We start from the raw sequence: 25,679 nt of genomic DNA, 5'->3' as shown, positions 1-25,679 counted from the left end.
GCAAGCATGCTCGCACCTGCGGGCTCACCGCAGGCACGCCTGATCGCCACGCTGTATATCCAGCTCGATCAACCAGGCTCGGCGTTACCGTACCTGGATGACTGGATCCGCCTGCACCGGAATGACGCCGAGCTCGGCCTTGCGCTCAACGAGCGCTGCTGGGCGCGCGCGTTGAGCAACCAGATGCTTGATGACGCATTGAAAGACTGCCGCAAGGCGATCGATCGCGACGGTGAAGTTGCCGCCTACCTCGACAGCCTGGGTTTAGTGCAATTGCGGCTGGGCCATTACGCCGAGTCGATCAAGGCGTATCAGCAATCCCTCGTGCATGCGCCGCATTCGGCGTGGTCGCATTATGGCCTTGGCCTGGCCGAGATCCGCAACGGTCAGGCCGAAGCGGGCCGTGCCGACCTGGTGGCGGCGCGTGCGCTCAGCTCGAGCATCGACGATCGCGCCGGCAAGTATGGCTTGTCCGAGAAAAGCCCATAGCGTAGAACTGAAGGAAGCCGGGCTGCACGCTAAGCGGTTCGTGCCTTGCCGCCCGGCTTGCGCTTGGCCGTGCGCAAACGCTCTGCCGCCTGAATCTGATGCGCCTTCATGATCGTCATGATCAGTCCGGGAAACCGCTGATTGATCTCTTCGCAACGGGTGGTATTGCGCATTTCCACGCCATGCCGTTCGCTGCGGATCAAGCCGGCCTCGCGCAGCGCGCGGAAGTGCTGTGACAGGGTGGACTTGGGGATCTCGCGATCGCTGATCTTGAGGAAGTTCGAGCAGGTGGCGCCGCTGGAAATGGCCAGTTCGGCGTAGATGGCCGCGCGCACCGGGTCGGACAGGGCATGCAGGATGCCCTCGACGGTGACGTCTTCGATGGATGGGTGAACCAGCGGCCTCATGGCGCGCATTTTATCAGGCACTTGATTTCTAGTTCTATAGTTCATAAGTTACGAACTACAGGAATTCAGAACTCCTTCATCCACCCAACCATCAGGACACATTCCATGAGCAAGCTGAAAGACAAGGTCGCCGTCGTTACCGGCGCATCCAAGGGCATCGGCGCGGCCATCGCACGCGCTTACGGCGCAGCGGGCGCTTCGGTCGTGGTCAATTACGCCTCCAGCAAGGCCGGCGCGGACGCCGTCGTCAACGACATCGTCAAAGCCGGCGGTAAGGCGGTGGCCGTGCAGGGTGACGTATCCAAGGCCACCGATGCGCAAGCCCTGGTCGACGCCGCCATCAAGCATTACGGCCGCCTCGACATTCTGGTGAACAACTCCGGCGTCTACGAGTTCGCCCCGATCGAGGCGATCACGGAAGAGCACTATGACAAGCAGTTCAACGTGAACGTGCGCGGCCTGCTGCTGACCACCCAGGCTGCCGTGAAGCATCTGGGTGAAGGCGCCAGCATTATCAATATCGGCTCGCTGGTTTCGCGCATCGTGCCCGAGCATACCGTGGTGTACACCGCCACCAAAGGCGCGGTCGATGCGATCACCGGCGTGCTGTCGAAGGAACTTGGCCCGCGCAAGATTCGCGTGAACGCGCTCAACCCTGGCATGGTGGAAACCGAAGGTACGCATGCTGTCGGCGCTATCGGCGGCGATTTTGAGCAGTACGCACTGGCCGCCACGCCGCTGGGCCGCATCGGCCAGCCCAACGATATCGCTTCGATCGCCGTGTTCCTGGCGTCCGACGATTCGTACTGGCTGACCGGCGAGCGTTTGTACGCAGGCGGCGGCGCACGCTGATCAACAGCCGAACTGTGAAGCCCATGGCCACGTTCCGGTTTCGGCCGGAACGTGGCTGTAAATATCAGCACCGATAACGCGCGATGACGTTGCGCTTTTGCCGATTACTGCCGATGCACACGGCCGTCACCGATGCCCAGGCAGATGCGCGGGCGTGCAGGCGTTCCACTGCTGTGCACGCGCGAATCTCTGATGGCCCTGGATACCTGTGGCGCATCTTGGCGCGGCTTGCCCACACCGGATCCACCGCCATCCACCTGTCCGAGCAAACGCCCAACCCAGCGAGAACGCATGACTGCCTCCCTCTGCGACATTGTTGATAGGTGCTCAAGATAGAACCGCTCGACAGGCCACAGTAGCGATATCTCGGCAAGCCAGTTTCAAATTTTACTCAAGCATCTGCGACGAATACGTTGTTGCCAGCCGCATCGATCGATCCACAGGCTGGCCGCTTTGCCCCCCACGCCCGTCCCTTTTGCCCTCCCCTCTTTGCATGCGTTGCGGGACAGTGCATTCGTACGCGCCCGTATGGCGCACGGGGAGAACGCCTGTCATGCGCAAGATCTGCTCGTTGATCGCAGTTCTGCTGTTGTCCGCCTGCGGCCACCATGAAAATCCTGCACAAAGCCAAAGCGACGCATCGTTCGAAAGCAAGCTGCAGCAGCAATTGCTCGACGCCAAGCCCGGCAGCGTGATCGACATTCCGGCCGGGCATTACGCACTCAAGCGCGGTTTGAGCCTGCGCACCAGCGGCGTAACCATTCGTGGCGCCGGCATGGACAAGACCGTGTTGTCGTTCAAGGGACAAATCGTCGGCCCCGAAGGGCTGCTGGTGAACGCCGATGATTTCACCATCGAGAACCTCGCCATCGAAGACACCATGGGCGATGCGCTGAAGATCAACCAGGGCAGGAACATCACCATCCATGGCGTGCGCATCGAGTGGACCGGCGGGCCGAAAAGCACCAATGGTGCTTATGGCCTGTACCCGGTGAAGACGCAAAACGTGCTAGTGGAAGATTCGGTGGTGATCGGCGCGTCCGACGCCGGCATCTATGTGGGCCAGTCCAACAATATCGTGGTGCGACGCAACCGCGCAGAGCAGAACGTGGCCGGCATCGAGATCGAGAATTCGGTGAACGCCGACGTGTACGACAACACGGCGACCAAGAACACCGGCGGCATCCTCGTCTTCAACATGCCGAACCTGTCGCAGGCCGGCCATGCCACACGCGTGTTCCACAACAAGGTGTTCGCCAACAACACCGACAACTTCGCCAAGAAAGGCGCTGCCGTGGCCAGCGTGCCGGCAGGCTCCGGCGTGGTGGTCAATTCCAATGACAAGGTGGAGATCTTCGACAACGACATCGCCGACAACCAGACGGCGAACGTGATCATCTCCAGCTACTTTTCCACCAACTACTACAACACGCGCGGCGTCGCGGCCGATTACAACCCGTATCCGAAAGGCATCAATGTCTACGGCAACCGCTTCAAGGGCGGCGGCAATTCGCCAGATGGTCTCAAGCTGAAAACATTGAAGGCCACCGTGTACGGCCTCAACGGCAGCTTTCCCGACGTGGTGTGGGATGGCTATGCCGATCCCAAGACCCAGACCGACGGCCTGCCGGCACCGGACGACCGCATCTGTGTCCAGGACGCCAATGGCGTGCTCAATGCAGACGGTCCGCACGATTACAAGAATCCCAGCACCGATACCAGGCCATTTCAGTGCAGCCTGCCCAAGCTGCCGCCCGTCGTGCTGAACCCGGAACCGAAAGTCTAAAGAGCGTTGCCGATGCAGACGAAGATGTGGATGCGCGGACTGCTGCTGTTCGCGCTGTTGTCGCTGGCGGCCTGCCAGCGCGGTATGCCGCCGGTGGCGTTTCACGCTGACGGCTATCCGGCGAAGCTGAGCGACTGGCACGTGGTGGAAGCGCGCGACGGCGTGCTGCAGTTGAACGAGGGCGTGGTCCCCTACGAACTCAATACGCCGCTGTTCACCGACTACGCGCACAAGCTGCGCACGATCTGGATGCCCAAGAGCGTCTCGGCCAAGTACAGCCCCACCGATACCTTCGACTTTCCCGAAGGCACCATCATCAGCAAGACATTCTTCTATCCCTTGCCAAAAGGCGCGGCGCGCAACGCGTCGGATGTGGCGCGCACCTACGACACCAGCCGCGATTTCGCCGCTCCGGGCCAAGGCCTGGATCTGGCGCATGTCCATTTGATCGAAACCCGCCTGCTGGTGCGGCGCAAGGAGGGTTGGGTAGCCATGCCTTATGTGTGGAACGCGGACCAGACCGAAGCCACGCTGGCCCGCACCGGCGACGTGCAAGCGTTGACCCTGGTGAGCGACAACGGCGAGCGCGAAAACTTCAACTACGTGGTGCCCGATCAAAGCCAGTGCGCCAGCTGCCACGCGCGCGACTGGACCACGCGCGCGATCCAGCCGATCGGCCCGAAGGCGCGCCATCTCAACCGCGACTACCGCTATGCCGAGGGTGACGAGAACCAGCTCGCGCATCTGATGCGCGTGGGTTATCTCACCGGCGCGCCTGCTCCGGCCGAGGCGCCACGCAACGCGAACTGGATGGATCCGCATGCATCGCTCGATGCGCGTGCACGGGCTTATCTGGATATCAACTGCGGCCATTGCCACAACGCGAAAGGCGCAGCCAACACCACCGGACTGACGCTGGACATCGCAACACCGGAAGATCGCCACATCGGCATCTGCAAGCCGCCGACGGCGGCCGGACAAGGCACGGGCGATCACTTGTTCGACATCGTGCCGGGCCATCCCGACGATTCAATCATTACTTACCGGCTCAGCGCTACCGAGCCGGGCACGATGATGCCGGAGATCGGCCGTAGCACGATGCATCGAGAGGGCGTTGCCCTGATCAAGTCGTGGATAGCGAAGCAGCAGGGGGACTGCCTGGTGTTGCACTGACCGCGTAGGTTGGGGTGTAAACCCCAACATCACCAAGCCGGGCACCAGACGTTGGGGTTTGCACCCCAGCCTACCATTCGAGGGGAAAAACACCATGACGATACGTCAACGAGCACTGCCCGCCCACCTCCGCTGCCTATTGCACGGTGGCGTCGCCGTGCTGCTGTGCGCACCGCTCGCCGCCCTCGGCGATACGCCTACGCAAACCGGCACTGACACGCAAAACCAGCCGGATGCCAGCAAGGCCAAGCAACTGGGCAACATCACCGTCACCGCGCAGAGCCGCACGCAGCAGATGGAACAGGTGCCGATTCCGCTGCAGATCCTCACCGCGAAACAGATCGAAACACAGGCCGCCACCGATCTAAGCAAGATCTCGATGTTCGTACCCGGATTGGTAGTGGACGGCAGCCAGCCCACTCAGCCGAATTATTCATTGCGCGGGATCAGTACCAGCGACTTCGGTATCGGCACTGAATCGGCGGTGGGCGTGTATATCGATGGTGTGTATGCAGCGCGCTCGGGCGGCGCATTGCTGGCCTTCAATGATATCGATCGCATCGAAGTGCTGAAAGGCCCGCAGGGCACCTTGTTCGGCCGCAATGCGGCAGGCGGCGCGATCTCCATCGTCACCAACGAACCTTCCGACAAGTTCGAGGGCAAGGCGCTGGTGCGCATCGGCAACGAAGGCGCGCATTACGAGAGCGCACTGGTCAATCTTCCGCTCAACCAGGACATGGCGCTGCGCATCAGCGTGCTCGACAACCAGAGCAACGGCTGGATCCGCGACCAGGCCAACGGCCAGCGCTATGGCAGGAACGACGACTGGGGCAGCCGCATCGTCTACCGCTGGAACATCACGCCGAACACGCGCGTGCTGTGGTCATGGGATCACGAACGGCTGGATCAGCCACCGCGCCCGGCGATCGGCCTGGTGCCGCTGTCGCGCGACACGAACGAACGTCCGCCGTTTCCGCCCGATCCCTCAACGTATTTGAACCCACTCACCGCGCCGCTCTACAACGATGCGCTGCAGGCGCGCGAATGGCGGCACTTCGATGGTTCCACCTTGATCGTCGACCACAACTTCGCATGGGGCACGCTCACCTCGACCACGGCGTGGCGCCGTTTCAATACCTTCAACGATGAAGACAACGACGGCACCGATCACGTCGTCAGCTATCTCGATACGGCCAACGTCGAGCACAACAACAGCTATTACCAGGAGTTCAAGCTGTCGGGCTACAACGATCTGATGGACTGGGTGTCCGGCATCAGTGTCTATTCCGAGCAGGCGCGCCAGACCAGCCAGGTCAACACCAACACCAGCAGCCTCGACACGCTGGCGCAGAATGTCTATGGCGCAGGCTTGCCGCTCACCGACATCACGCAAGGCCTGCAAGCGCTGGGATTGCCGTTCAACCTGCTCGGCGATCCCTGGCGCGAGCAGATCGACAACGTCGGCAAGTTCAGGGCTTATGCGGCATTCGGCGACGTGATCTGGCACGTAAGCGACAAGCTCGATCTCACCACCGGCCTGCGCTACACCGAAGACAAGAAGGATTTCACTTGGTACACGCCACCGCGCAACGCCGCGGCGTTCGACCAAACGGTGGCGGCACTCATCGCCACTGGTGTCTACGATCTGCTGCCGCCGCAAGCACAGCAGGCGCTGGCGGTGTTCGGCAGCAACATCGTGTTTCCCAACGCCGTGGGCCAATGGGTGCCGGTGCACCATAGCTGGCACGACTTCAGCCCGCGCCTGGTGCTGAGCTACAAGTTCACGCCGGACACCATGGCCTATATTTCCGCCACCAAGGGCTACAAGGCGGGCGGCTACAACAGCCTGCAGGTAGGTTCGTTGTACGCGCCGGAAAAAGTGTGGAACTACGAGGCCGGCATCAAGACTGTGCTGCCCGACTACAACCTGCTGTTCAATGCCTCGGCGTACTACTACCGCTATTCCAACCTGCAATCGTCGGTGCTCAATCCGAACTATTCCGGATCGGGCGTGCCGTTCTACATGGTGCAGACCTCCGACCAGCATGCGCACGGCATCGACCTGGAAGCGCAATGGCAGCCGACCGCGAACCTGCGCTTGAACCTCACCAGCGAATACATCGATGCCACCTATGTGCACGGTACGTCGACCTCGGGCGTGGTGCTCGACGGACAACCCACCGGCGAGCCGACGTTCTCGATGACGGCCGGCTTCGATTACACCTGGCGCGGCGTCTACGGCGGCGAGCTGGAACTCAACATGCAATATGCCTATCGCGGGCGTACGCGCTGCAACAGCGATTCCGAATTCCAGGGCAACTGCTTCGCCACGGCCGCGTTCAAGATCGGCAACTCGCAGCAGCGCACCGACGCGCGGCTGGACTGGCACACACCGGACCAGCACTGGGGCGTAGGCTTGTACGTCAACAACATGTTCAACCGGCGCTACGTGCTTGGCATCGGCAACGACAGCACCAATGATTTCGGTACGCCGTATGCCACCATCACGCCGCCGCGTACGTATGGCGTGGAAATGCGAGCGAAGTTTTGAATGCCATGAACCTGCCTGATCACCCGGACCCATCTGCCGAATTCCTGCGCCTGCGCATCGCGCAAGCGCGCGATCCGTTGCCCGACTGGCCGACGCGCGCGCGCCGGCTGCGTGCTTTGGAGGCGGTGATAAGCCAGCATCGCGAGGAAATCGCCGCAGCGATCAATGCGGATTTCGGCTGCCGTCCGCGCGAAGAAACCGACTTGCTGGAAGTGTTCCCCAGCCTGTCGGCGATCCGCCACGCGTTGCGCCACGGCAGGCGCTGGATGAAGCCCCGGCGCGCGATGGCCAGCCTGGCGTTTCTGCCGGCGCGCACCGAGCTGCGCCCGCAACCCTTGGGCGTGGTCGGCATCATCGTGCCGTGGAACTATCCGCTGTTTCTCGCCGCGGGGCCGCTGGTGGATGCATTGGTGGCGGGCAATCGCGTGATGGTGAAGATGAGCGAATACACGCCGTGTTTTTCACAAGTGTTCGCCGAACTGGTCGTGCGGCATTTTCAGCCTGACGAAGTGATCGTCATCAACGGCGATGCCGCGGTGGGGCAAGCCTTTGCGGCGCTGCCGTTCGATCATCTGTTGTTTACTGGCTCGACATCGGTCGGTCATCACGTGATGCGCGCGGCGTCGGCCAACCTGACGCCGGTGACGCTGGAATTGGGCGGCAAATCGCCGGCCATACTCGGTCCCGGCGCGCGCTTCGAGCATGCGGTGGAACGCATCCTGCTCGGCAAGCTGGTCAATGCCGGACAGACCTGCATCGCGCCCGATTACGTGTTGCTGCCGCGCGCGGACGTGACGCGTTTCGTATCCGTCGCCCGCGACGTCGCCGCGCGTCTGTATCCCGATTTCGTCAACAACAGGCAGTACGCCAGCATTGCGACGGAGCGGCATTATCAACGCCTGGTTGAACTCCGCGACGAGGCGGTGCGCGCCGGCGCACGCAGCGAACGGTTGAGCGATGCCGCCGACCATCCCGAGCAGCGCTGGCTGGTGCCGACACTGCTGACCGGCGTGCGCGACGACATGCCGGTGATGCGCGAGGAAATTTTCGGCCCCCTGCTGCCGCTGATGCCCTACGACACGTTCGACGAAGCGATCGACTACATAGCGCACCATCCGCGCCCGCTCGCCTTGTATCTGTTCGAGCAGGACCAGGCGCGCATCGACCGGATGCTTGCGCGCACGCACGCCGGCGGCGTCACGCTCAACGACACGCTGTACCACATCGCCCAGCACGGCCTGCCGTTCGGCGGCGTGGGGTCTTCAGGCATGGGCGGCTATCACGGCGAGGCGGGTTTCCGTACGTTTTCGCATATGAAGCCGCTGTTCCGGCAGGCGCGCTTCAACGGCGTGGGCTTGTTCAATCCGCCGTACGGGAAGCGTTTCCGTCAGCTATTGGAAATTCTGCTGCGCCGCGGTTGAGCTCGACAGAACAACGCCGAGCACAACAAACCTCCCCGCTCGCGCGGAGAGGTTTGTCGGCGAACGTCCGGCCGTGAAGCGATCAGAACTTGTACTGCATCGACAAGCTCAGCAGGTTGCCGTAATCGTCGTAGCTGCCGGTCAGCACGTCGCCGGTCGCACTGACGGCACCGTTCATGCCCGCGTGTGCCACAAAGATGTGCTCGTAGGAGGCATTGAGTTCGAGGCGATCGGTTGCCTTGTAACCGAGACCAACCGCAACCGTATGACGCGCACCGTCGGGCACGCGGGGATCGCGATTGCCGGCATTCATCGGGGCCTGGTCGACTGCCAAGCCGCCGCGCACGGTCAGCTTGTCGGTGGCGTAGTACTCGCCGCCGACCGAGACGTAAAAGGTGTTGCGCCAGTTGAACGGCAGGACGGTGGCCGGCTGCGCGTTGGCATAGTTCACGGTGAGCTGGCGCATCACGCTCCACTGCGTCCAGGCCACGTCCGCACCGAAGCCGAACTTGTCTTCCTGGTGCCAGTAGCTCAATGCGGCGACGGCCGGATTGGTGAGGCGCGCATTGCCGCTGGTGTGCTGGAAAGGCGGCAGACTGCCGGACAACGCCGGATTGCTCAGCAAAAGGTCGTAGCCTTCCGTGGTCGTGAAGTTTGCGGTGCCTTTGATGTCATGCGTGATGCGCGAACGGTAGTCCAGCGCCAGGCGGTCTTTCGCGGTCGGCTTCCAGTACGTGCCGACTTGCCAGCCCCATGCCCAGTTGTTGCCCTTGACCTCGGCGAAGCCGTCGTTATCGACCGGAGTAAGCGCCGCCACGCCGGCTGCCGCCGTTTGGCCCTGCGCCGCTGCCGCCTGAATCATCGCGGCGGCTTGCGCCGGAGGAATCTGACCTGCCGCGGCGGCTGCCTGGATCTGTGCGACCGCAGCCTGTGTCTTGGCCGCAATGCCCTGCTGCACGCTCAAGCCGATGGCGTTGAAGTTGATCGCGTTGGTGAGGTCGGCATTCATGCGCTCGGCGATCACGCTGGCGCCGACGCTCCATTGGTCGTTGATCTTGAACGAGGCCGAGAACATGGTGTCGAACGACCGCAGCGAGGTCTTGATCGCGTCGTAGCGACCCATCCAGTTACTGTCGTACTTGGTCTGGAAACCGAAGGGTACGTCGAGCGCAAAACCTAGATTGACGCGGTCGCTGACCTTGGTCGACAGCGCCAGCGCCGGCACCGGCAGCGTGGTGCCGGCATCGCCGCCGTTGCCGCCGCTGATTGGGCGTCCCAGCACATCGGTCGAGGTGCCGGTGAACCTGGCGCTGAAGTTGATCGCGGTGACGTCGGCCTGCACATAAGTGCCATCGAGGTCGCTCATCGCTGCCGGGTTGTTGGCCACTACTGAGACATCACCGCCCGCCGTCGCGCTACCGGCGTAAGCGCGGCCCATGGCCTTGGCGCTGTTTTCCTTCAACTGGAAGGCGCTGGCATGGGCCTGCGGCGGCGCAGCCAGCGAACCGGCAATAGCCAGGCCCAGCGCGGCCAGGGCAAACGGACGGCCACCACGGGCGGTGTTACGAAAGGTCGTGTGCATCGCATGCTCCTGCTTTTCTTTTGGTCACGAGTCCGGCCCTGGAAGGCCGGGTTCTTGCCGCGAGGCTGCACCCCTCTCGGCTCGGGTCGTAGCGGGGGCCGAAAACGAACAGAATTTCATACGCGCGTTTGATACCCCAGGCCGGCACTGTGCCGACTCGGGGCGGGCTGTGCAAGTGCGGATGCAGCATGCGCATGAAGGATTGGGAATCGAGAACGGCGAATCGAAAATCGTAGGAGCGAGGGGCGCTCCCTGCGCGCGACGGCTCTTCCTGATTCCCCGATTCCCGATTTCCGATTCACATCCCACCCTTTACGATTCCCCTCCCTCACGATTTCCGCGGGCAAAAGCCATGCACTGCTTCGTCTACGCCAGCCAGCGCAAGGCCGACACCTATCTATGGCTGGATCGCAAAGACAACTTCGATGCACTGCCGGCGTCGCTGGCGCTGCTGCTGGGCGATCTGCGCTTCGTGCTCGAGGTGGAGCTGCATGCGGATCGCCGCCTGCCGCATGAGGATGTCAAAGTGGTGCTGGAGCATCTGCGCGCACGAGGCTGGCATCTGCAATTGCCGCCGCAGGAGACGCTCGCCGTTCCCACACCTGTGCACGATCTGCCGCCCACGCCCAAGGACCAGGACGAGTAAGCCTCACCGCGACGCTTGTTAACAAGCGATTACCGTCTGAGGCGCCACTCGTTTCTATACTCCCCCGCATGCCACCCATCAAATCGCGTCACCCTTCCTCCGCGCTCATCTCGCTCGTCTGGTTTCTTCCCGGACTGGTGATGGCCGGCGTCGCCGCCTTCGACGCGCATCCGCTCGCGCTGATTCCGCTGCTGCTGGCCAACACCTTGACCATGGCCGCGGTTTGCCACGCGATCGGTTTCGATCCCGAGCCGGATTTTTTCCGCACGGTGATGCGCCGGGGTGCCGCGCATCTGGCGATGTTCACCTGCTATGTCGCACTGGTGTTCCTGCTGATCGCCTGGCCGATGTTGCGGCTCAGCCAGCATCCCACGCTGGGCGCCAGTCTCCTGCTCGCCGCGGCGCTGGTGGTGGCGCTGATGGTGCTGTGGCGACTGTGGCCGGCGTTTGCGCTGGTCTACGTATGGGATGACGCCTATCCCGCACACGGCCAGGGCGAAGGCTCCTGGCTGTTCACCGCCACCGCGCGCAGTGTCGCCTTTGGTCGCCACCTGTCGCGCGAAGAGCATTTTTTCAGCCATTTCCTGCCCAGCGCGCTGGCGCTGCTGGCGCTATCGTTCTCGGCGATCGCGCTGAGCGGCCTGTACGGCGTGCTGCCTTCGGAAATGCGCACCGCAGCGCTGGTGCTTTACGCCGTGCTGCTGATGCCGCTGGGCTGCCTGATCGTCGCCAACCGCACACTGCGCGTGATGTTGTGCGAAAGCCGCCGCCCGCGCCGGCAAGAAGAAAAAGCCGAACCCGTTGTCGCCGCGCCGCCGCCACTGAGCGAACAGGAACGCACCGCCGGCACACCCGAGCAGGCGCAAGCATTGCTGGCTGCAGCACGCAGCGGCGATGCCGCCCGCGCGCTGGCGCTGGTGGAAGCCGGCGCCGACCCCAATACCGTGCCTGCGTCGACCGATCGCGATCAACGCCCGGTGCTGATGCTCGCCGCCCTGCTGCCGGACACGCGCCTGCTGCGCGCCTTGATCTCCAAGGGTGCGGACGTGAACCGTGCCAGCGGCGGCCTTACTCCGCTCCTGGCCGCCACGCGCGACAGCTGGCATGGCCGCGCCGATGCCGTGATGACCCTGCTCACCAACGGCGCCAATCCGCTCGCCACCGATGCCGACGGCAACACGCCGCTGCATGGCGCGGTGCTCAGCGGCGAACCGACGGTGGCCGCCATGCTGCTGGATGCCGGCGCGGCGATCGACGCGTTGAACAAGTCCGGCGCCAGCCCGCTGTCGATCGCCTGCCGCGCCGCCAACTGGCCGCTGGCGAAATTCCTGCTCGAACGCGGCGCCAAAAGCACGCTCCTCCATGGCGAGCCGGCGCTGGTCGCTGCCGCCGGTATTGCCGACGACGATGCGGCCGGCGTAAAGCTGCTGCTCAAGCACCGCGCGGCCGTCAATGCCGTCGACGCGCGCCAGCGCAGCGCGCTGATGACCGCCGCCGCCGAAGGGCACGAACAGATCGCGCGCACGCTGTGCGCCGCCGGTGCCGACGTGAACCTGGCCGATCAGCATGGCAGTACCGCCTTGATGGAAGCCGCGCGCGCCGGCGCTGTCGGCGTCGTCACCCTGCTGGCCGATGCGCAGGCCGACGCGCGCGCACGCGATCAACACGGCCGCGATGCGCTGACGCTGGCCTGCCAATCGCCGCACGCGCAGGTCGAAACCGTGCGCGCCCTGCTCGCACTCGGCGCGGAGCCGAAAACGCCGGGCAGCGACGGCCGCAGCGCGCTCGATCACGCCGCCGCCAGCGGGCGCTGGGACTTGGTCGCCCTGCTCGATCCGGACACCCCGCTACCAGCCAGCCTGGATATCGAAGCGATTTCCGAAGGCGCCGACACACCCGCGCATCTGCTGGACGCGCTGCGTTTCAGCCACTGGGCGATCGTCTCCAGCTTCAGCCTGCGCGTGCGCGACTGGTCGCAGGCGCAGCTCGCGCAGCTGTATCTGGAGCTGACCGAGCCCGGCCTGCGCGCCGCGCGCCGCTGGCTGCTCGATCATGGCTTGCAGGCCGAAGCGCGCTTGCAGCCGCAACTGGTCGACGAGCTGGAAAGCGAGCAACCCACCTTGCCGCCGCTGGGCCGCCGCCTGTTCGACGCCCTGCTTCCGCTGTTGCCGGAAAGCAGCGCAGCCATCGAAGACCTGCTCGATGCCGGCGCCAGTCCGGCCGGCGCGGGTTTGCTGGCGCAGGCGCTGGGCCGGCTGCCGCACGCTTCCTCGCTGCCACTGGCGCTGCTCGAACGCGGCGCCGATCCGTTCGGCGTGGACGAGCGCGAGCGCACACCGCTGCAGTTGGCCGCCACTCACGGCCAGCTTGCCGTGCTGCAGGCGTTGCTCGCGCGCGGCTGCGATCCGAACACGCGCGACAGTAGTGGACGCACACCGCTGTTCGCCGCGCTCGAACATGGCGCGCACGCGCTGCCGCTGGTGCGTGCACTGGTCGCGCACGGCGCCGACGCCGAAGCGATGGACGCGAACGGCGAAACGCCACTCGGCCTGGCGCTGGAACATCCCGAACTGGAACGCTGGCTGGATTGGAATGGCTGGCAACGTCCACGCCGGCCGTTGCGCGCGGACGATCTTATCCACGCCGCCACGCAAGGTGCGGATACGGCAGTGCGCCGCCTGCTGGAGTTGGGCTTTGCGGTGGATACGCGCGATGCGCAAGGCGCCACCGCCTTGCTGCATGCCTGTGGCGCCGGCCATCGCGAGGTGGCCGTGACCTTGATCGATGCAGGCGCGGATATCGGCGCCAGCGCCCACAACGGCATGACGCCGCTCGCCGCCGCGGTCGCCGCGCGCCGCGACACGTTGGTCGCGCTGTTGCTCGACCATGGCGCAGTGGTGGATCAACGCCTGCCGAACGATGCCACGGCGCTGATGATCGCTGCCGTGCAGGGTTATCCGGAGATCGCCGAACTGCTGCTCGATGCCGGCGCCAATGCGAACGCTGTCGATGCACACGGACACAGCGCGCTGCACGCGGCCTCGCAATTCGGCTTCGAACAGAACGACAGCCTGCGCGCACGCCGCCTGTTCGACGTACTGCTGAAACGCCAGGCCGATCCCAATCTCGCCGATGGCGAAGGCAAGACCGCGCTGCTGTTGTTGCTCGGCGCGCACCTGCGCCCGGGCAGCGCGTGCGACGCCACGCATATCGGCGCGCTGCTGCCCGTGCTGCTCGACGCCGGCGCGCAGATCGAACACGCCGACCAGCGCGGCGTCACCGCGCTGCATGCCTGTGCCATGCACGCACTGCTGCCGCCGGCCCGTGTGCTGCTGGCGCGCGGCGCAGATCGCAATGCGGCGGATGCTTTCGGACGCACGGCGGCGGATGTCGCGCGGCATCTTGGCCTGATCGATATTGCGCACGAACTGGCGGTGCGCCATAGCGTGATTCCCAGTGTGCGGCAGACCTTGCGGCAACCGGCGCAGCCGGATTGATCGTAGGTTGGGGTGCAAACCCCAACGTCGCGATGCGGATTGAGATAACGATGTTGGGGTTTACACCCCAACCTACGAGAGTCGTGACGCCTCTGGCGCAGCGATACTTTTGCGCAGGGGCAAGGAGCGCCACGCTTCGATCACCTGTTCCGGCGCAATGGCATCGACGCGCGTGCTGACCGGGGGGCCGCCGAGCACGTGCACCGCTTCGGGCGTACTGCTGCGCGGACGCCAATGGCTGACCGATCCGCCGCCGAACATCACCACCAATGGGCACCCCATGGCGGCGGCCAAATGCGCCGGTCCGGTGTCGACGGAAATCATGCTGTGCGCCATCGTCAATAGCGCTTTCAGGCGCGGCAACGGCAGCTCCTTGGCGACGACTTCCACGCCGGGCTGCGCCATCGCCGAGCGGATGCTTTGCAGATAGGCGTTCTCTGCCGGCGATCCGCACAACAGGATGCGCGCCTGCGGCAGGTGCGCATGCAAGGCCGAGCCGATGCGCACCCAATGCTCGATCGGCCAGGATTTGTCGTCGTCGCTGGCCTTGCGCACGCCGCTCCAGCGCATCGTGCGTTTGTTGGCCGGCTGCAACAGCACCAGCGGATGGCCCGCTAATCCGCGATGCACCAACCATTGCTCGCACTCGGCGCGATCTTGCACACTCACCTGAAACACAGGGACGGCGGGCGTCGCGCAGGTGATGCCTCCAAAGCGCTCGCGAAAGGCGACCGGCGTGCTGTCGGCCAGTTGCAGCAGGTGTTCGATCCAATGGCTGCCGGGCACGAGCGGAATATCGTTGAGAAACACGCGGTGATCGTTGGGAATGCCCGCCAGCTTCAGCAGCAGCTGGATGTGCTCCAGCGACCGCGGCTGCGGCTCGCAGACATACACCGGCACGTGTCGCATACGCCGCAGCGCGGGCAGTACGCGCCATTGCTCCGGGCTCAGCAGAAACGGCCGATGGCGTGCCTGCAAGGCCAACACCTGCGCGACATCGGGCTGATCGTGATAGAGATCGATCGCGTAGCTGCCAGCTGCCAGCAGCGTGCACGGCTCACCGTAGCGCGCATGCAGGCGGCGCAGCAGCGGCTGCAGCAGCAGCGTGTCGCCGAGACGGCCGTAGCGGATGACGAGCGGGCGAAAAGAGGTCGGCATGGGAGGCGGTATGCGCTCGTCAGGGGTTCACAGCCGGCAAGCATGCGTGCCGACCGCTTTCGGGAAACTTACCGTATGTTCTTGCCGCGATTTCCCCCTCCCCTGCGTGCAGGGGAGGGCAGGGCTGGGGTTGCACGAGCTTGCCGCAGAGTGCGAACTCGCCGCGAGATTGCCTCACCCCGCCCCGACCCTCCCCTACTTCGCAGGGGAGGAAACTGATCGGGAAATGTCTTGCACTTTTACCGCACGCATAAGAACCGCGTGGCGAAGCGCGAAAGAATTCATGCCTTCCCCGATTCCGCCTGTCCGCCATCGGCGACCAGCGGCGTGTCCGCATCCGGCCCCCGGTCTGGCGGCGGCGCGATTTCGGCATCGGCTTCGAACAGCTTGTTGAGATCCTCGATCGCTTCGCGCGTGGTCTGCACCAGCTTGGCTTCGTCGTCGTAAACCAGGTATTGCACCTTGAGCAGCTCGGCGTCCTTGCGTCGGAAGCGTTCCACTTCTTCCATCGCTTCTTCGGCGCTCAGGCCGAGCGCCTCGAGCGTCTTGCGGCTCATCTTGAGGCTGGAGAACAGCGTCTCGCGCACCGGCTCCTCGATGCCCATGTCCATCAATCGCCACACGTGCTGGCGATTGCGGGCGCGGGCGACGACCTTCAGGTGCGGATACTGGCGGCGCACGATGCGCGCCACGCGCAAGCTCGATTCCGGATCGTCGCTGGCCAGCACGAACACCTCGGCCTTGTCGGCCTGGGCGGCACGCAGCAATTCCGGACGAGCCGGATCGCCGTAGAAAATGTCGTTGTCGTTGCTGAAGCGGTGCACCAGGTCGAGCTGTTCGACCGAATGATCCAATGCCACGAACGGAATCTTCCGCGTGCGCAGGATGCGCGCGACGATCTGGCCCATGCGGCCGTAGCCGGCGATGATCACGCGCGGGTGCTCGACCGTGATGGCGTCGAACGGACGCTTGGGCTCGGCCTTTTTTCTGGCGCCGATCAGCTTGCCGGTCGCCGCGACCAGCAAGGGCGTCAGGCCCATCGACAAGGTGATCGCCAGCACTAGCAAGGCACCCAGCTTTTCATCGAGCAGGCCTTTGTCGCTGGCCTGGCGCAGCACCACGAAGGCGAATTCGCCGCCGCTGGCCAGCAGCACCGCCAGGCGCAAGGCGTCACTGCGCTGCAGGCGGCCCAGGGCAAGGCCCAGCGGCCACAGCAAGATCCCTTTGGCCAGCAACAAGCCCAAGGTGAGGCCCAGCACCAGTAGTGGCGATTGCAACAGCAGATCGACCTGCATCGACATGCCGACGCTGATGAAGAACAGGCCCAGCAATAAACCCTTGAACGGCTCGATATTCGATTCCAGCTCATGCCGGTATTCCGAATCGGCCAGCAGCACGCCGGCGAGGAATGCACCGAGCGTCACCGACACATTGAATTCTTCCATCAAGAGCGCCGTGCCCATCACCACCAGCAGGGCCGTCGCGGTGGACACCTCCACCGAATCGGTACGCGCCACGAAGCGGAACACCGGCCGCAGCAGATAACGACCGCCGATCACCACCGCGACGATCACCGCAAGCGTACGCAGCGCCGCGATCGGATCGATGCCGTGATGCGATTGCGAAGCCAGCAGCGGAATGGCGGCGATCAACGGAATCGCAGCCAGATCCTGGAACAGCAAAATCGCGAACGACTGGCGGCCGTACGCCGATCCGGCCTCCTTGCGCTCGGCCAGGATCTGCAGGCCGAAGGCGGTGGAGGACAAGGCCAAGCTGCCGCCGACGATCGCCGCGGCGCTCGGCGCCAGCCCGAAGCCGAGGTGGGCGATGGCGCCGATCACGATGCCGGAAGCCAGCACCTGCACCAGGCCGGTGCCGAACACCGCGTGGCGCATCACCCACAGGCGCTGCGGTGATAGCTCCAGGCCGATCACGAAGAGCATCAGCACCACGCCGAACTCGGAGATGTCGCTGGCGCCGCTGGGATCGGCGATCAAATGCAGTTCGGCCGGGCCGATGACCACGCCCGCCAATAGATAGCCCAGCACCGCGCCGAGCCGGAAGCGCTTGGTGATCGGCACCGCGATCACCGTGGCCAGCAGAAAAATCACCGCCGTCTGCAGAAAATGATGACTACCCACGATCGCTCCATCTGCAAATTCCTGCGATCGATTATTTCACGCGGCGGCGGCGCGTGCCGTAAACATTCGGGCATGCGATGATCCGGCCCCATGAAACGGATCACATCCCTGCTCGTCATATTCGCACTGCTGTTGGCATCGGCCGCTCATGCGCAGTCGGGCATTCCGATCTATGGCTACAAGGTGGTGCACACCTACCCGCACGACACCGCCGCGTACACCGAAGGCCTGTTCTACCTGGACGGCTACCTGTACGAGAGCACCGGCACGGAAGGCGAGTCGACCATCCGCAAGCTGGACCTGGCCACCGGCAAGGTGCTGCAGAAAGTCGATCTGCCGCCGCCCGATTACGGCGAAGGCATCGTGGCGTGGAAGAACCGCCTGATCCAGCTCACCTGGCAATCGCAGCGCGGCTACGTGTACGACCTCAAGAACTTCAAGCGGCTGTCGCAATTCAGCTATCCGGGCGAAGGCTGGGCGCTCACTACCGACGGCCGCCGCATCTACATGAGCGACGGCACCGCCACCATTCGCGTGCTCGATCCGGAAACGCTCAAGCAGGTGGACAAGATCGAGGTCACCGCGATGGGCCGGCCGCTGCTCAACCTCAACGAACTGGAATGGGTGAAGGGGCATTTGTACGCCAATGTGTGGCTGACCCAGAACATCGTGCGGATCGATCCGGCCAGCGGCAAGGTGGTCGGCGTGATCAATCTCACCGGCCTCGCGCCCGATCCCAAAACCTTGACCGATCCGGGCAATGATGTGCTCAACGGTATCGCCTACGACGCCAAGCGCGATCGGCTGTTCGTCACGGGCAAGCGCTGGCCGTCGGTCTATGAGATTACGTTGACGCCGCCACCCGCGGAGCATTGACGTAGATTGGGGTGCAAACCCCAACGTCGTATTGCGTGGTCCCACGGTGTTGGGGTTTGCACCCCAACCTACGTTGCCTCGCTCACGCGCTGCACGATCAGCTCAGCCAATCGTTCCGCGACAGGTTCGAGTTCGGCCTCCCTGCGATAAAGCGCAAGCCCCAGCTTCGGTAGCGCAGGCAGCTTCGTCGCCGCTGCGTCCAACGTGCATACGTCAACCGGAAGCCCTAATGGCGTGCGCACGCTGAGGCCCAGTCCCGCCTTCACCGCCGCCCAGGTTCCCGCCAGGCTGGCGCTGGTGAAGGCGATGCGCCATGCAAGGCCGGCGCGATCGAGCGCTTCGGTCGCCGCGGTGCGCATCAAACAGGGGGCGTCCAGCACCACCAGCGGCAGCGGTTCGTCGGTGGCATAGGGAAGCTGCTCGGCGTCGTTGCCGATCCAGCACATCGGCAAGCTTCGTATGTGCTGTGCGTGGGCTGCGCGGGCATCCGTTTCCCAGGCCAGCGCAAGATCCAGCCGGCCCGCATCCAGCGATTGCATCAGCGCCGCATTGCGCGCGATATGCACTTCCACGCGCAGTTTGGGGTGCGCGCGCTTGAAGCGTCCCAGCACTTCAGGCAGCACGTTTTCGCCGAAATCTTCCTGCAGGCCCAGCCGCACGCGGCCCTCCAGTTGCACGCCGCGCACCGCGCTGGCCGCTTCATCGTTGAGTTCCAGCAGCCGCCGCGCGTAGCCCAGCATTACCTCGCCCGCCTCGGTCAGCGCCATACCGCGCCCCGCCTTGCGCAGCAGCGGCGTGCCGGCTTGTTCTTCCAGTTTCTTCAGCTGCGCGCTGACCGCCGAGGTGGAACGGCTCAAGCGGTCCGCCGCCTTGGCGAAGCTGCCCAGCTCGATGCCGGCGACGAAGCTGCGCATGACGTCGAGATCGAAGTGGATGCGGCTCATGGATTGTCCTGTTTTTCGGGATTATCAGTTCACAATTTCCCGATTTTCAGGATCATGCTGAGCCGATACTCTGGTGCCGTCAAGTTGCACCGAGGCCTGCCATGCTCACCATGCAATACCGCATCGCCCTGCCCGCCGACTACGACATGGCGATCATCCGCAAGCGCATCGCCGATCGCGGCCATTTCACGGATGAGCTGCCACAGCTCGCCTTCAAGGCCTACCTCTACGCCGATCGCCAGGCGCCCTACGCCGCTGCACGCGAGAACCGCTACGCACCGTTTTATTTATGGCGCGATCCGCAGGGCATGAACGATTTTCTCGGCGGCGCGGGCTTCGCCGGCGTGATCGCATCGTTCGGTCGGCCGATCGTGCAAACGTGGTCGGCCTGGCAGGCGGAAACGCTGCCGGATCTTTCCATCGCCACGCACGCCACCTGCGAAAGCGTAGCGATACCCGAACGTGCCGCGCTGAGCACGGTGCGCGATACGGAGCACGCGAACCTTCGTGCCGACCTCGATCGCGGCGCCGTGGCCGCCATCAGTGCGTTCGACCCCACCCACTGGACTGCCCTGCGTTTTCGGCTGTGGCGCGATATCACCGGCCTTTCCGGCGAAAACGTGGACATCTACCAGGTCGGACACATTTCCCAACCCAAGCATTGAGGAATCTCCATGCCTCTCGTCCGTATCGCTTTGCGCCGCGGCAAGTCGGCCGCCTATATCGCCGCGCTTCGCAATGGTATCTATGACGCCATGCGCGAAAGCTTCAACGTGCCGGAAAACGACCGCTTCATCCTGGTCAGCCAGCACGATGCGGAAGAGTTCGATTGCGATCCCAACTATCTTGATATTTCGCGCACGGATGATCTGGTGATCGTGCAGATCGCCTGCAACAACACGCGCACGGTGGAGCAGAAGCAGGCGTTCTATCGCAGCGTGGCGCAGAAGCTTTCGGCCGATCCTGGCGTGCGGCCGGAAGACGTATTCATCAATTTGCTGGAAACGGCGAAAGAGAACTGGTCGTTCGGAAATGGAATAGCGCAATACGCGTAGGTTGGGGGTGCAAACCCCAACTTAGCGGGGCGAATCCAGATCACGGTGTTGGGGTTTGCACCCCAACCTACGGTGCTTCGCGCAACCAGCGGGCGGCGTCGATGGCGTAGTAGGTGAGGATCGCATCCGCACCGGCGCGCTTGAACGCGGTCAGCGTTTCCAGCACCACCGCACGCTCGTTCAACCAGCCGTTCTGCGCGGCGGCTTTCAACATGGCGTACTCGCCGCTTACCTGATACACGAAGGTGGGTACGCCGAACGCATCCTTCACCCGGCGCAGCACGTCCAGGTACGGCAGGCCCGGCTTCACCATCACGGCGTCGGCACCTTCGGCGATGTCCAGCTCCACCTCGCGCAGGGCCTCGTCGCTGTTGGCGATGTCCATCTGATACGTGTGCTTGTCGCCCTTGCCGAGGTTGGCGGCGGAGCCGACCGCATCGCGGAACGGACCGTAGAACGACGACGCGTATTTGGCCGAATAGGCAAGAATGCGCGTGTGGATGTAGCCGGCCTGTTCCAGCGCTTCGCGGATGGCGCCGATGCGGCCGTCCATCATGTCCGACGGCGCCACGAAATCCATGCCCGCTTCGGCCTGCGCGAGCGACATTTTGATCAGCGCCTCGACGGTGGGCTCGTTCATCACGTAGCCGTGTTCGTCGATCAGGCCGTCCTGGCCGTGCGTGGTGTAAGGGTCGAGCGCCACGTCGCCGATCAAGCCGAGCTGTGGATATTTCGCCTTCAATGCGCGCGTCGCACGCTGCATCAGGCCCTGCGGATTCCACGCTTCGGCGGCGTCTTCGCTTTTGGCGGACGCATCCGGCGACGGAAACAGCGCCAACGCCGGAATGCCGAGCCGCACGCACTCGCCCGCCAACGCCAGCAGCCCGTCGATCGATACGCGCTCCACGCCCGGCATCGACGCCACCGGCTCGCGCCTGCCTTCGCCCTCGATCACGAAGGCGACCATGATCAGGTCGGTGGGCAGCAGGGTGTGTTCGCGCATCAGCGAGCGGGAAAAAGCGTCGCGGCGCATACGGCGCATGCGCATGGCGGGGAAGTTCATGGAAAAAAGTCTCTGATGAAACCGTCGCCTAGTTTAGCGCCGCGACCATGACGGCGCTGAGGGCAGAACGCCGCGCCCGAAAACTCAACGTATGAGATGCATCGGTTCAAGAAGACGCACCGGAGCTAAGGCAACACTGACCAAGTATCGCCGTCGTCACCAGCCCTGTCTGTTCTCAGGCCACAGGGCCGTCGGCGAAGGCAGACTGGCTGTCTGTCGAGACGGCGGACCGAAGGCATGCGGACAGACAGGGCTGGCCCCACGTATTAAATGTAAATGATGGGGTGACGCCTGGAAGGCCCGCAGGATGCGCCGCGCGGCTTGGCAAGACGGCCAGTCTTCCCGGCGCCGCGCAACACACCCTGCGAGCCTTCCAGGCGTCATGACGACGGCGATACTTGGTCAGTGTTGCCTTAACGCCCCGCGCAACCATGCGCGAGTTCGACACATTTCCTATGCCATCTTTGGTGGCGTCCGTCCCCTCTCATTCAAGGAGCCGCGTCATGATCCAGCAGGCCAAGCGCCCGTCACACTGGACCACGCCCGAAGGCATGAAATATCTGGGCCCGCACGACAGCAACGAACCGATGGATGTGACCGTGGTATTGCGCCGTCGCTCGGACGCCGCACCCACACCCGCGCAGTGGCCGCAAACGCCGCGCCTGACGCGCATCCAGTTCGCCGAACAGCACGGCGCCGATCCCGCCGATGTCGAAAGCCTGCGCGGCTTTGCGCATCAACATGGCCTTACCGAAACCGGCTACGACCAGCGGCGCCGCGTGTTGCATTTGCGTGGCACGCCGACTGCGCTCGAACAGGCGTTCGGGGTTTCGCTCGGCACGTACCAGATGGACGATTGCACGTTCGTCGGCTGCGGCCATGCACCCACGCTGCCGCCGGAAGCGATCGCGGTGCTGGGCCTGGATCGCCGTCCCGTGGCCAGTCCGCATTTCCGCCTGCCGCGCGCGCAGCCGGCCACTTCGTATACGCCGCTGCAGCTCGGTCAGCTGTATGCCTTTCCCAATGGCACGGACGGCAGCGGGCAGACCATCGGCATCATCGAGCTGGGTGGCGGCTACACCAGCAGCGACCTCAGCCAGTATTTCTCAAGCCTGGGCATCAGCAAGCCGCCGAAGGTGGTCGATGTCTCCGTCGCCGGTGGACAGAACCAGCCGGGAAGTGGCGACGCCGATATCGAAGTGGCGCTGGATATCGAAGTCGCGGGCGCGCTGGCGCCGGGCGCGACCATCGCGGTGTATTTCGCGCCGAACACCGACCAGGGTTTTTACGAGGCCATTTCGCAGGCCGCGCACGACACCACGTACAAGCCGTCGGTGATCTCGATCAGTTGGGGCGGCCCCGAAGACAGCTGGAACGGCCCGTCGCGCAGCGCATTGGAAACCGCCATGCAGGATGCGGCGGCGCTCGGCGTTACCGTTATCTCGGCCGCGGGCGACAACGGCTCCGGCGACGGCGTGAGCGATGGACAGCCGCATGTCGATTTCCCAGCCTCCAGCCCGTATTCGCTAGCGTGCGGCGGCACCACGCTGACCGCCAACGGACAGTCCATCACCAGCGAAGTGGTGTGGAACGAAACCGCCAACAACGAAGGCGCCACCGGTGGCGGCGTCAGCATCGAATTTCCGTTGCCGAGCTGGCAGCAAAACGCAAAGGTACCCGCCGCGCCGAGCGGCAGCACCGGCCGCGGCGTGCCGGACGTGGCGGGCAACGCCGATCCTTCCACCGGCTACCAGATCCTGGTCGGCGGCCAGACGCAGGCCATCGGCGGCACCAGCGCGGTGGCGCCGTTGTGGGCAGCGTTGATCGCGCGGCTCAACCAGAAACTGGGCAAGCCGGTGGGCGACGTGCATGCGGCGATCTACCAGATCGGCGCCAGCGCATTTCGCGATATCACTCAAGGCGATAACGGCACGTACCAAGCGGCCGCCGGCTGGGATGCCTGTACCGGATGGGGCAGCCCGAACGGACAGGCGTTGCTGGATGCGCTATCGAGGCAACCGAGCGCATAAATCGAGGCAAACCGCTTGAACGGTTGCGAAATGACAGCGGCCCCGGCAAATGCCGGGGCTCGCCCTCGTTGTCATCGAATCGACACGCCGGTGTTTTTTCACATGTCCGGCAACGAAAGGAATAAGGTCGACGCTAGACGAATACGGCGACAACGGGCAGTCTTGTAAGGTTCGCTATCTCGGATTGCCCATGGATCGCTCCATCGCCTCCCCCACCCTGCTTGCCGATCTCGGCGGCACCAACGTCCGCTTCGCCCTGGCCGATACCGCCGCTGCCGACCCATTGCTGCTGGACAGCGTGCGGCGCTATCGCGTGAAGGATTTCGACACGCTGGCCGACACCATCCGCCAATACTTCGCCGACACCGGCCACATCGCCACGCAGGCGATCATCGCCGCCGCCGGCCGCATCGCCAACGGCGAAACGGTGAAGATCACCAACAATCCCTGGAACGTGTCCGCGCATGGGCTGCAGGAAGAACTGGGCTTCGAGCGCGCGCGGCTGGTGAACGATTTCGCTGCGCAGGGCATGTCGATCCCCTTGCTGCACAAAGACCAGCTGCAAGCCGTCGGCAACGTGATGCCACCGGAGCACGACCGCAAATCCTCGCAAACCTTCGTGGTGATGGGTCCCGGCACCGGCCTGGGCGTGGCCGGCCTGCTGTACCGTCACGGCCACTGGATCGTGCTGGAAACCGAAGGTGGTCACTCCGGCTTCGCCGCGCATACCGCCGAAGACGTGGAAATTCTGCACCGTCTCAATGCGCGCTTCGGGCGCGTGTCGAACGAGCGCATGATCTGCGGCAATGGCCTGGTGAATCTCTATCTCGCACTCGCCGACATCGCCGGTCAGCCCGCGCAGGAATACACACCCGAGGACATCACCGCGCGCGCCACCGACGGCAGCGATGCGCTATGCGCACGCACGGTGGAAACGCTGGCCGGCATTTTCGGCAGCGTTGCCGGCGACCTGGTGCTGAGCCTGGGCGGCTGGGACGGCGTATATCTCACCGGCGGCGTGTTGAAAATCTTGATGCCGTGGCTGCAGCGCGGCGGCTTCCGCGAGCGCTTCGAAGCCAAGGGCCGCTTCCGCGACACCATGGAACACGTGCCGACCATCGCCATCACGCATCCCGAACCAGGTCTTCTCGGCGCGGCGGCATTGGCCGTGCTGGAATCGGGCAGAACCTTGTAACCACCCATGTTCGTCAATCCCGCGAAAGCGGGTATCCAGCTTTGTTTTTGCATCAGGTCACATCGGATTCCCGCCTTGGCGGGAATGACGGCCTCGAATGATGATGAGGATCGCCATGCCACGCTCGCACACCGCCTTTCTGTTCGACCTCGACGGTACGCTGATCGACAGCGTCTACCAGCACGTGCTGGCCTGGAAGGAAGCGCTGGACGAGGAAGGCGTGGTGCTGCCGGTATGGAGCATCCATCGCAAGATCGGCATGAGCGGCGGGTTGTTCACCAACATCCTGTTGCGCGAGACCGGCCTGGACATCACGCCCGAGCGCATCGAACGCCTGCAGCAGCGGCATGCGGAAGCCTTCAACCGCCATCACGCGCAGGGTTCGGTGCGGCCGTTGCCGGGCGCGCGCGAGCTGCTGCAATTTCTCACCCGGGAAAAGATTCCCTGGGCGATCGCCACCAGCGGCCGCATGCGCACCGCCGCACATAATCTCGCCGCGCTTGGCGTCGATCCGAACGAAGTGCCGGTGGTGACGCGCGACATGGTGCGCCACGCCAAGCCCGATCCGGACCTGTTCATCGCCGCGGCCGAGCGCCTGGGTGTGGACATCCACCATTCGCTGGTGATCGGCGACAGCATCTGGGACATGCTCGCCGCGCAGCGTGCGCGAGCGTTGGGTGTGGGCCTGCTTTCGGGCGGCTACGGCCAGGACGAACTGCAACGCTCCGGCGCGTTCCGCGTGTATGACGATCCGGCGGACCTGCTCAAGCACATCGACGAGGTCGCCGCCCGCGACTAAGCATAGGTTGGGGT

The 25,679-nt window shown here is 64.2% G+C and carries 21 protein-coding genes; 14 read left to right on the top strand and 7 right to left on the bottom strand.

Annotation, left to right across the window (positions count from 1 at the left end; genetic code table 11):
- Positions 1 to 489, top strand: a 489-nt coding sequence (locus ACTHNE_RS06650; RefSeq protein ID WP_440268817.1) for a tetratricopeptide repeat protein, incomplete at its 5' end; no start/stop codon positions are given.
- Positions 490 to 518: 29 nt separating this feature from the next.
- Here the strand turns inward: ACTHNE_RS06650 and ACTHNE_RS06645 are convergent.
- Positions 519 to 896: an ArsR/SmtB family transcription factor gene (locus ACTHNE_RS06645; RefSeq protein WP_324939212.1), complete on the bottom strand. Its 378-nt coding sequence runs from the start codon at positions 894 to 896 to the stop codon at positions 519 to 521.
- A gap of 105 nt (positions 897 to 1,001) precedes the next feature.
- Here ACTHNE_RS06645 and ACTHNE_RS06640 point away from each other — a divergent pair, with 105 nt between their 5' ends.
- Positions 1,002 to 1,748: a glucose 1-dehydrogenase gene (locus ACTHNE_RS06640; RefSeq protein ID WP_324939209.1), complete on the top strand. Its 747-nt coding sequence runs from the start codon at positions 1,002 to 1,004 to the stop codon at positions 1,746 to 1,748.
- A 104-nt stretch (positions 1,749 to 1,852) separates the two neighbouring features.
- Here the strand turns inward: ACTHNE_RS06640 and ACTHNE_RS06635 are convergent, their stop codons facing one another.
- Positions 1,853 to 2,041, bottom strand: coding sequence for a hypothetical protein (locus tag ACTHNE_RS06635; RefSeq protein ID WP_324939206.1), 189 nt, complete (start codon positions 2,039 to 2,041; stop codon positions 1,853 to 1,855).
- 260 nt (positions 2,042 to 2,301) lie between these two features.
- Between ACTHNE_RS06635 and ACTHNE_RS06630 the strand changes: the two genes are divergently transcribed.
- From ACTHNE_RS06630 to ACTHNE_RS06615, 4 genes are all read left to right on the top strand, one after another.
- The gene (locus ACTHNE_RS06630) at positions 2,302 to 3,534 is read left to right on the top strand and encodes a parallel beta-helix domain-containing protein (RefSeq protein ID WP_440268816.1); all 1,233 of its coding nucleotides are present in this window, start codon (positions 2,302 to 2,304) and stop codon (positions 3,532 to 3,534) included.
- A 12-nt stretch (positions 3,535 to 3,546) separates the two neighbouring features.
- Positions 3,547 to 4,707 (top strand): SO2930 family diheme c-type cytochrome, encoded by a 1,161-nt coding sequence (locus tag ACTHNE_RS06625; protein WP_440268815.1) that lies wholly within the window; start codon positions 3,547 to 3,549, stop codon positions 4,705 to 4,707.
- 94 nt (positions 4,708 to 4,801) lie between these two features.
- Positions 4,802 to 7,258 carry a TonB-dependent receptor gene (locus ACTHNE_RS06620; RefSeq protein ID WP_440268814.1) on the top strand — a complete coding sequence of 819 codons (2,457 nt, stop codon included), beginning with the start codon at positions 4,802 to 4,804 and terminating at the stop codon, positions 7,256 to 7,258.
- Positions 7,259 to 7,263: 5 nt separating this feature from the next.
- Entirely contained in the window at positions 7,264 to 8,679 is a 1,416-nt protein-coding gene (locus ACTHNE_RS06615; RefSeq protein WP_324940356.1) for a coniferyl aldehyde dehydrogenase, read from the top strand.
- Positions 8,680 to 8,761: 82 nt separating this feature from the next.
- Here the strand turns inward: ACTHNE_RS06615 and ACTHNE_RS06610 are convergent, their stop codons facing one another.
- A complete protein-coding gene (locus ACTHNE_RS06610; RefSeq protein ID WP_324940354.1) occupies positions 8,762 to 10,261 on the bottom strand; it encodes an OmpP1/FadL family transporter in 1,500 nt (499 codons plus the stop codon).
- Positions 10,262 to 10,613: 352 nt separating this feature from the next.
- Between ACTHNE_RS06610 and ACTHNE_RS06605 the strand changes: the two genes are divergently transcribed.
- Entirely contained in the window at positions 10,614 to 10,907 is a 294-nt protein-coding gene (locus ACTHNE_RS06605) for a YcgL domain-containing protein (RefSeq protein ID WP_440268813.1), read from the top strand.
- A 68-nt stretch (positions 10,908 to 10,975) separates the two neighbouring features.
- Positions 10,976 to 14,404, top strand: coding sequence for an ankyrin repeat domain-containing protein (locus ACTHNE_RS06600; RefSeq protein WP_440268812.1), 3,429 nt, complete (start codon positions 10,976 to 10,978; stop codon positions 14,402 to 14,404).
- A gap of 72 nt (positions 14,405 to 14,476) precedes the next feature.
- Here ACTHNE_RS06600 and ACTHNE_RS06595 read toward each other — a convergent pair whose 3' ends face one another.
- Together ACTHNE_RS06595 and ACTHNE_RS06590 are read right to left on the bottom strand one after the other, a co-directional pair.
- Complete coding sequence (locus ACTHNE_RS06595; RefSeq protein ID WP_440268811.1) at positions 14,477 to 15,562, bottom strand: glycosyltransferase family 9 protein; 1,086 nt, start codon at positions 15,560 to 15,562, stop codon at positions 14,477 to 14,479.
- A gap of 281 nt (positions 15,563 to 15,843) precedes the next feature.
- On the bottom strand, positions 15,844 to 17,703 hold the full coding sequence (locus ACTHNE_RS06590; protein ID WP_324937930.1) for a monovalent cation:proton antiporter-2 (CPA2) family protein: 1,860 nt from the start codon (positions 17,701 to 17,703) through the stop codon (positions 15,844 to 15,846).
- Between the two features lie 90 nt (positions 17,704 to 17,793).
- Between ACTHNE_RS06590 and ACTHNE_RS06585 the strand changes: the two genes are divergently transcribed.
- Complete coding sequence (locus ACTHNE_RS06585; protein WP_440268810.1) at positions 17,794 to 18,579, top strand: glutaminyl-peptide cyclotransferase; 786 nt, start codon at positions 17,794 to 17,796, stop codon at positions 18,577 to 18,579.
- Positions 18,580 to 18,647: 68 nt separating this feature from the next.
- Here the strand turns inward: ACTHNE_RS06585 and ACTHNE_RS06580 are convergent, their stop codons facing one another.
- Positions 18,648 to 19,523, bottom strand: a complete 876-nt coding sequence (locus tag ACTHNE_RS06580; RefSeq protein ID WP_324937926.1) for a LysR substrate-binding domain-containing protein — start codon at positions 19,521 to 19,523, stop codon at positions 18,648 to 18,650.
- A 101-nt stretch (positions 19,524 to 19,624) separates the two neighbouring features.
- Here ACTHNE_RS06580 and ACTHNE_RS06575 point away from each other — a divergent pair, with 101 nt between their 5' ends.
- Complete coding sequence (locus ACTHNE_RS06575) at positions 19,625 to 20,188, top strand: DUF4865 family protein (RefSeq protein WP_440268809.1); 564 nt, start codon at positions 19,625 to 19,627, stop codon at positions 20,186 to 20,188.
- Positions 20,189 to 20,197: 9 nt separating this feature from the next.
- Positions 20,198 to 20,578 carry a tautomerase family protein gene (locus tag ACTHNE_RS06570; protein ID WP_324937921.1) on the top strand — a complete coding sequence of 127 codons (381 nt, stop codon included), beginning with the start codon at positions 20,198 to 20,200 and terminating at the stop codon, positions 20,576 to 20,578.
- 67 nt (positions 20,579 to 20,645) lie between these two features.
- On the opposite strand, the gene hemB is transcribed toward ACTHNE_RS06570, so the two are convergent.
- Positions 20,646 to 21,641, bottom strand: coding sequence for a porphobilinogen synthase (gene hemB, locus ACTHNE_RS06565; protein ID WP_440268808.1), 996 nt, complete (start codon positions 21,639 to 21,641; stop codon positions 20,646 to 20,648).
- 503 nt (positions 21,642 to 22,144) lie between these two features.
- Between hemB and ACTHNE_RS06560 the strand changes: the two genes are divergently transcribed.
- From ACTHNE_RS06560 to ACTHNE_RS06550, 3 genes are all read left to right on the top strand, one after another.
- Positions 22,145 to 23,671 carry a S53 family peptidase gene (locus ACTHNE_RS06560; RefSeq protein WP_324944433.1) on the top strand — a complete coding sequence of 509 codons (1,527 nt, stop codon included), beginning with the start codon at positions 22,145 to 22,147 and terminating at the stop codon, positions 23,669 to 23,671.
- Positions 23,672 to 23,861: 190 nt separating this feature from the next.
- Complete coding sequence (glk, locus tag ACTHNE_RS06555) at positions 23,862 to 24,866, top strand: glucokinase (protein ID WP_324944430.1); 1,005 nt, start codon at positions 23,862 to 23,864, stop codon at positions 24,864 to 24,866.
- Between the two features lie 115 nt (positions 24,867 to 24,981).
- Positions 24,982 to 25,665 (top strand): HAD family hydrolase, encoded by a 684-nt coding sequence (locus ACTHNE_RS06550; protein WP_324944427.1) that lies wholly within the window; start codon positions 24,982 to 24,984, stop codon positions 25,663 to 25,665.
- Positions 25,666 to 25,679 lie beyond the last annotated feature (14 nt).

Origin of the sequence: Dyella sp. (genome assembly GCF_051954575.1) — a bacterium.
GTDB lineage: Bacteria > Pseudomonadota > Gammaproteobacteria > Xanthomonadales > Rhodanobacteraceae > Dyella_B.
This window is presented reverse-complemented; position numbering and strand designations above follow the sequence as displayed.

What these genes read in the sequence shown, in the direction of transcription:
- ACTHNE_RS06645 (WP_324939212.1), bottom strand. Translation starts at nt 896, where the DNA reads ATGAGGCCGCTGGTTCACCCATCCATCGAAGACGTCACCGTCGAGGGC.
- ACTHNE_RS06640 (WP_324939209.1), top strand. Translation starts at nt 1,002, where the DNA reads ATGAGCAAGCTGAAAGACAAGGTCGCCGTCGTTACCGGCGCATCCAAG.
- ACTHNE_RS06635 (WP_324939206.1), bottom strand. Translation starts at nt 2,041, where the DNA reads ATGCGTTCTCGCTGGGTTGGGCGTTTGCTCGGACAGGTGGATGGCGGT.
- ACTHNE_RS06630 (WP_440268816.1), top strand. Translation starts at nt 2,302, where the DNA reads ATGCGCAAGATCTGCTCGTTGATCGCAGTTCTGCTGTTGTCCGCCTGC.
- ACTHNE_RS06625 (WP_440268815.1), top strand. Translation starts at nt 3,547, where the DNA reads ATGCAGACGAAGATGTGGATGCGCGGACTGCTGCTGTTCGCGCTGTTG.
- ACTHNE_RS06620 (WP_440268814.1), top strand. Translation starts at nt 4,802, where the DNA reads ATGACGATACGTCAACGAGCACTGCCCGCCCACCTCCGCTGCCTATTG.
- ACTHNE_RS06615 (WP_324940356.1), top strand. Translation starts at nt 7,264, where the DNA reads ATGAACCTGCCTGATCACCCGGACCCATCTGCCGAATTCCTGCGCCTG.
- ACTHNE_RS06610 (WP_324940354.1), bottom strand. Translation starts at nt 10,261, where the DNA reads ATGCACACGACCTTTCGTAACACCGCCCGTGGTGGCCGTCCGTTTGCC.
- ACTHNE_RS06605 (WP_440268813.1), top strand. Translation starts at nt 10,614, where the DNA reads ATGCACTGCTTCGTCTACGCCAGCCAGCGCAAGGCCGACACCTATCTA.
- ACTHNE_RS06600 (WP_440268812.1), top strand. Translation starts at nt 10,976, where the DNA reads ATGCCACCCATCAAATCGCGTCACCCTTCCTCCGCGCTCATCTCGCTC.
- ACTHNE_RS06595 (WP_440268811.1), bottom strand. Translation starts at nt 15,562, where the DNA reads ATGCCGACCTCTTTTCGCCCGCTCGTCATCCGCTACGGCCGTCTCGGC.
- ACTHNE_RS06585 (WP_440268810.1), top strand. Translation starts at nt 17,794, where the DNA reads ATGAAACGGATCACATCCCTGCTCGTCATATTCGCACTGCTGTTGGCA.
- ACTHNE_RS06580 (WP_324937926.1), bottom strand. Translation starts at nt 19,523, where the DNA reads ATGAGCCGCATCCACTTCGATCTCGACGTCATGCGCAGCTTCGTCGCC.
- ACTHNE_RS06575 (WP_440268809.1), top strand. Translation starts at nt 19,625, where the DNA reads ATGCTCACCATGCAATACCGCATCGCCCTGCCCGCCGACTACGACATG.
- ACTHNE_RS06570 (WP_324937921.1), top strand. Translation starts at nt 20,198, where the DNA reads ATGCCTCTCGTCCGTATCGCTTTGCGCCGCGGCAAGTCGGCCGCCTAT.
- hemB (WP_440268808.1), bottom strand. Translation starts at nt 21,641, where the DNA reads ATGAACTTCCCCGCCATGCGCATGCGCCGTATGCGCCGCGACGCTTTT.
- ACTHNE_RS06560 (WP_324944433.1), top strand. Translation starts at nt 22,145, where the DNA reads ATGATCCAGCAGGCCAAGCGCCCGTCACACTGGACCACGCCCGAAGGC.
- glk (WP_324944430.1), top strand. Translation starts at nt 23,862, where the DNA reads ATGGATCGCTCCATCGCCTCCCCCACCCTGCTTGCCGATCTCGGCGGC.
- ACTHNE_RS06550 (WP_324944427.1), top strand. Translation starts at nt 24,982, where the DNA reads ATGCCACGCTCGCACACCGCCTTTCTGTTCGACCTCGACGGTACGCTG.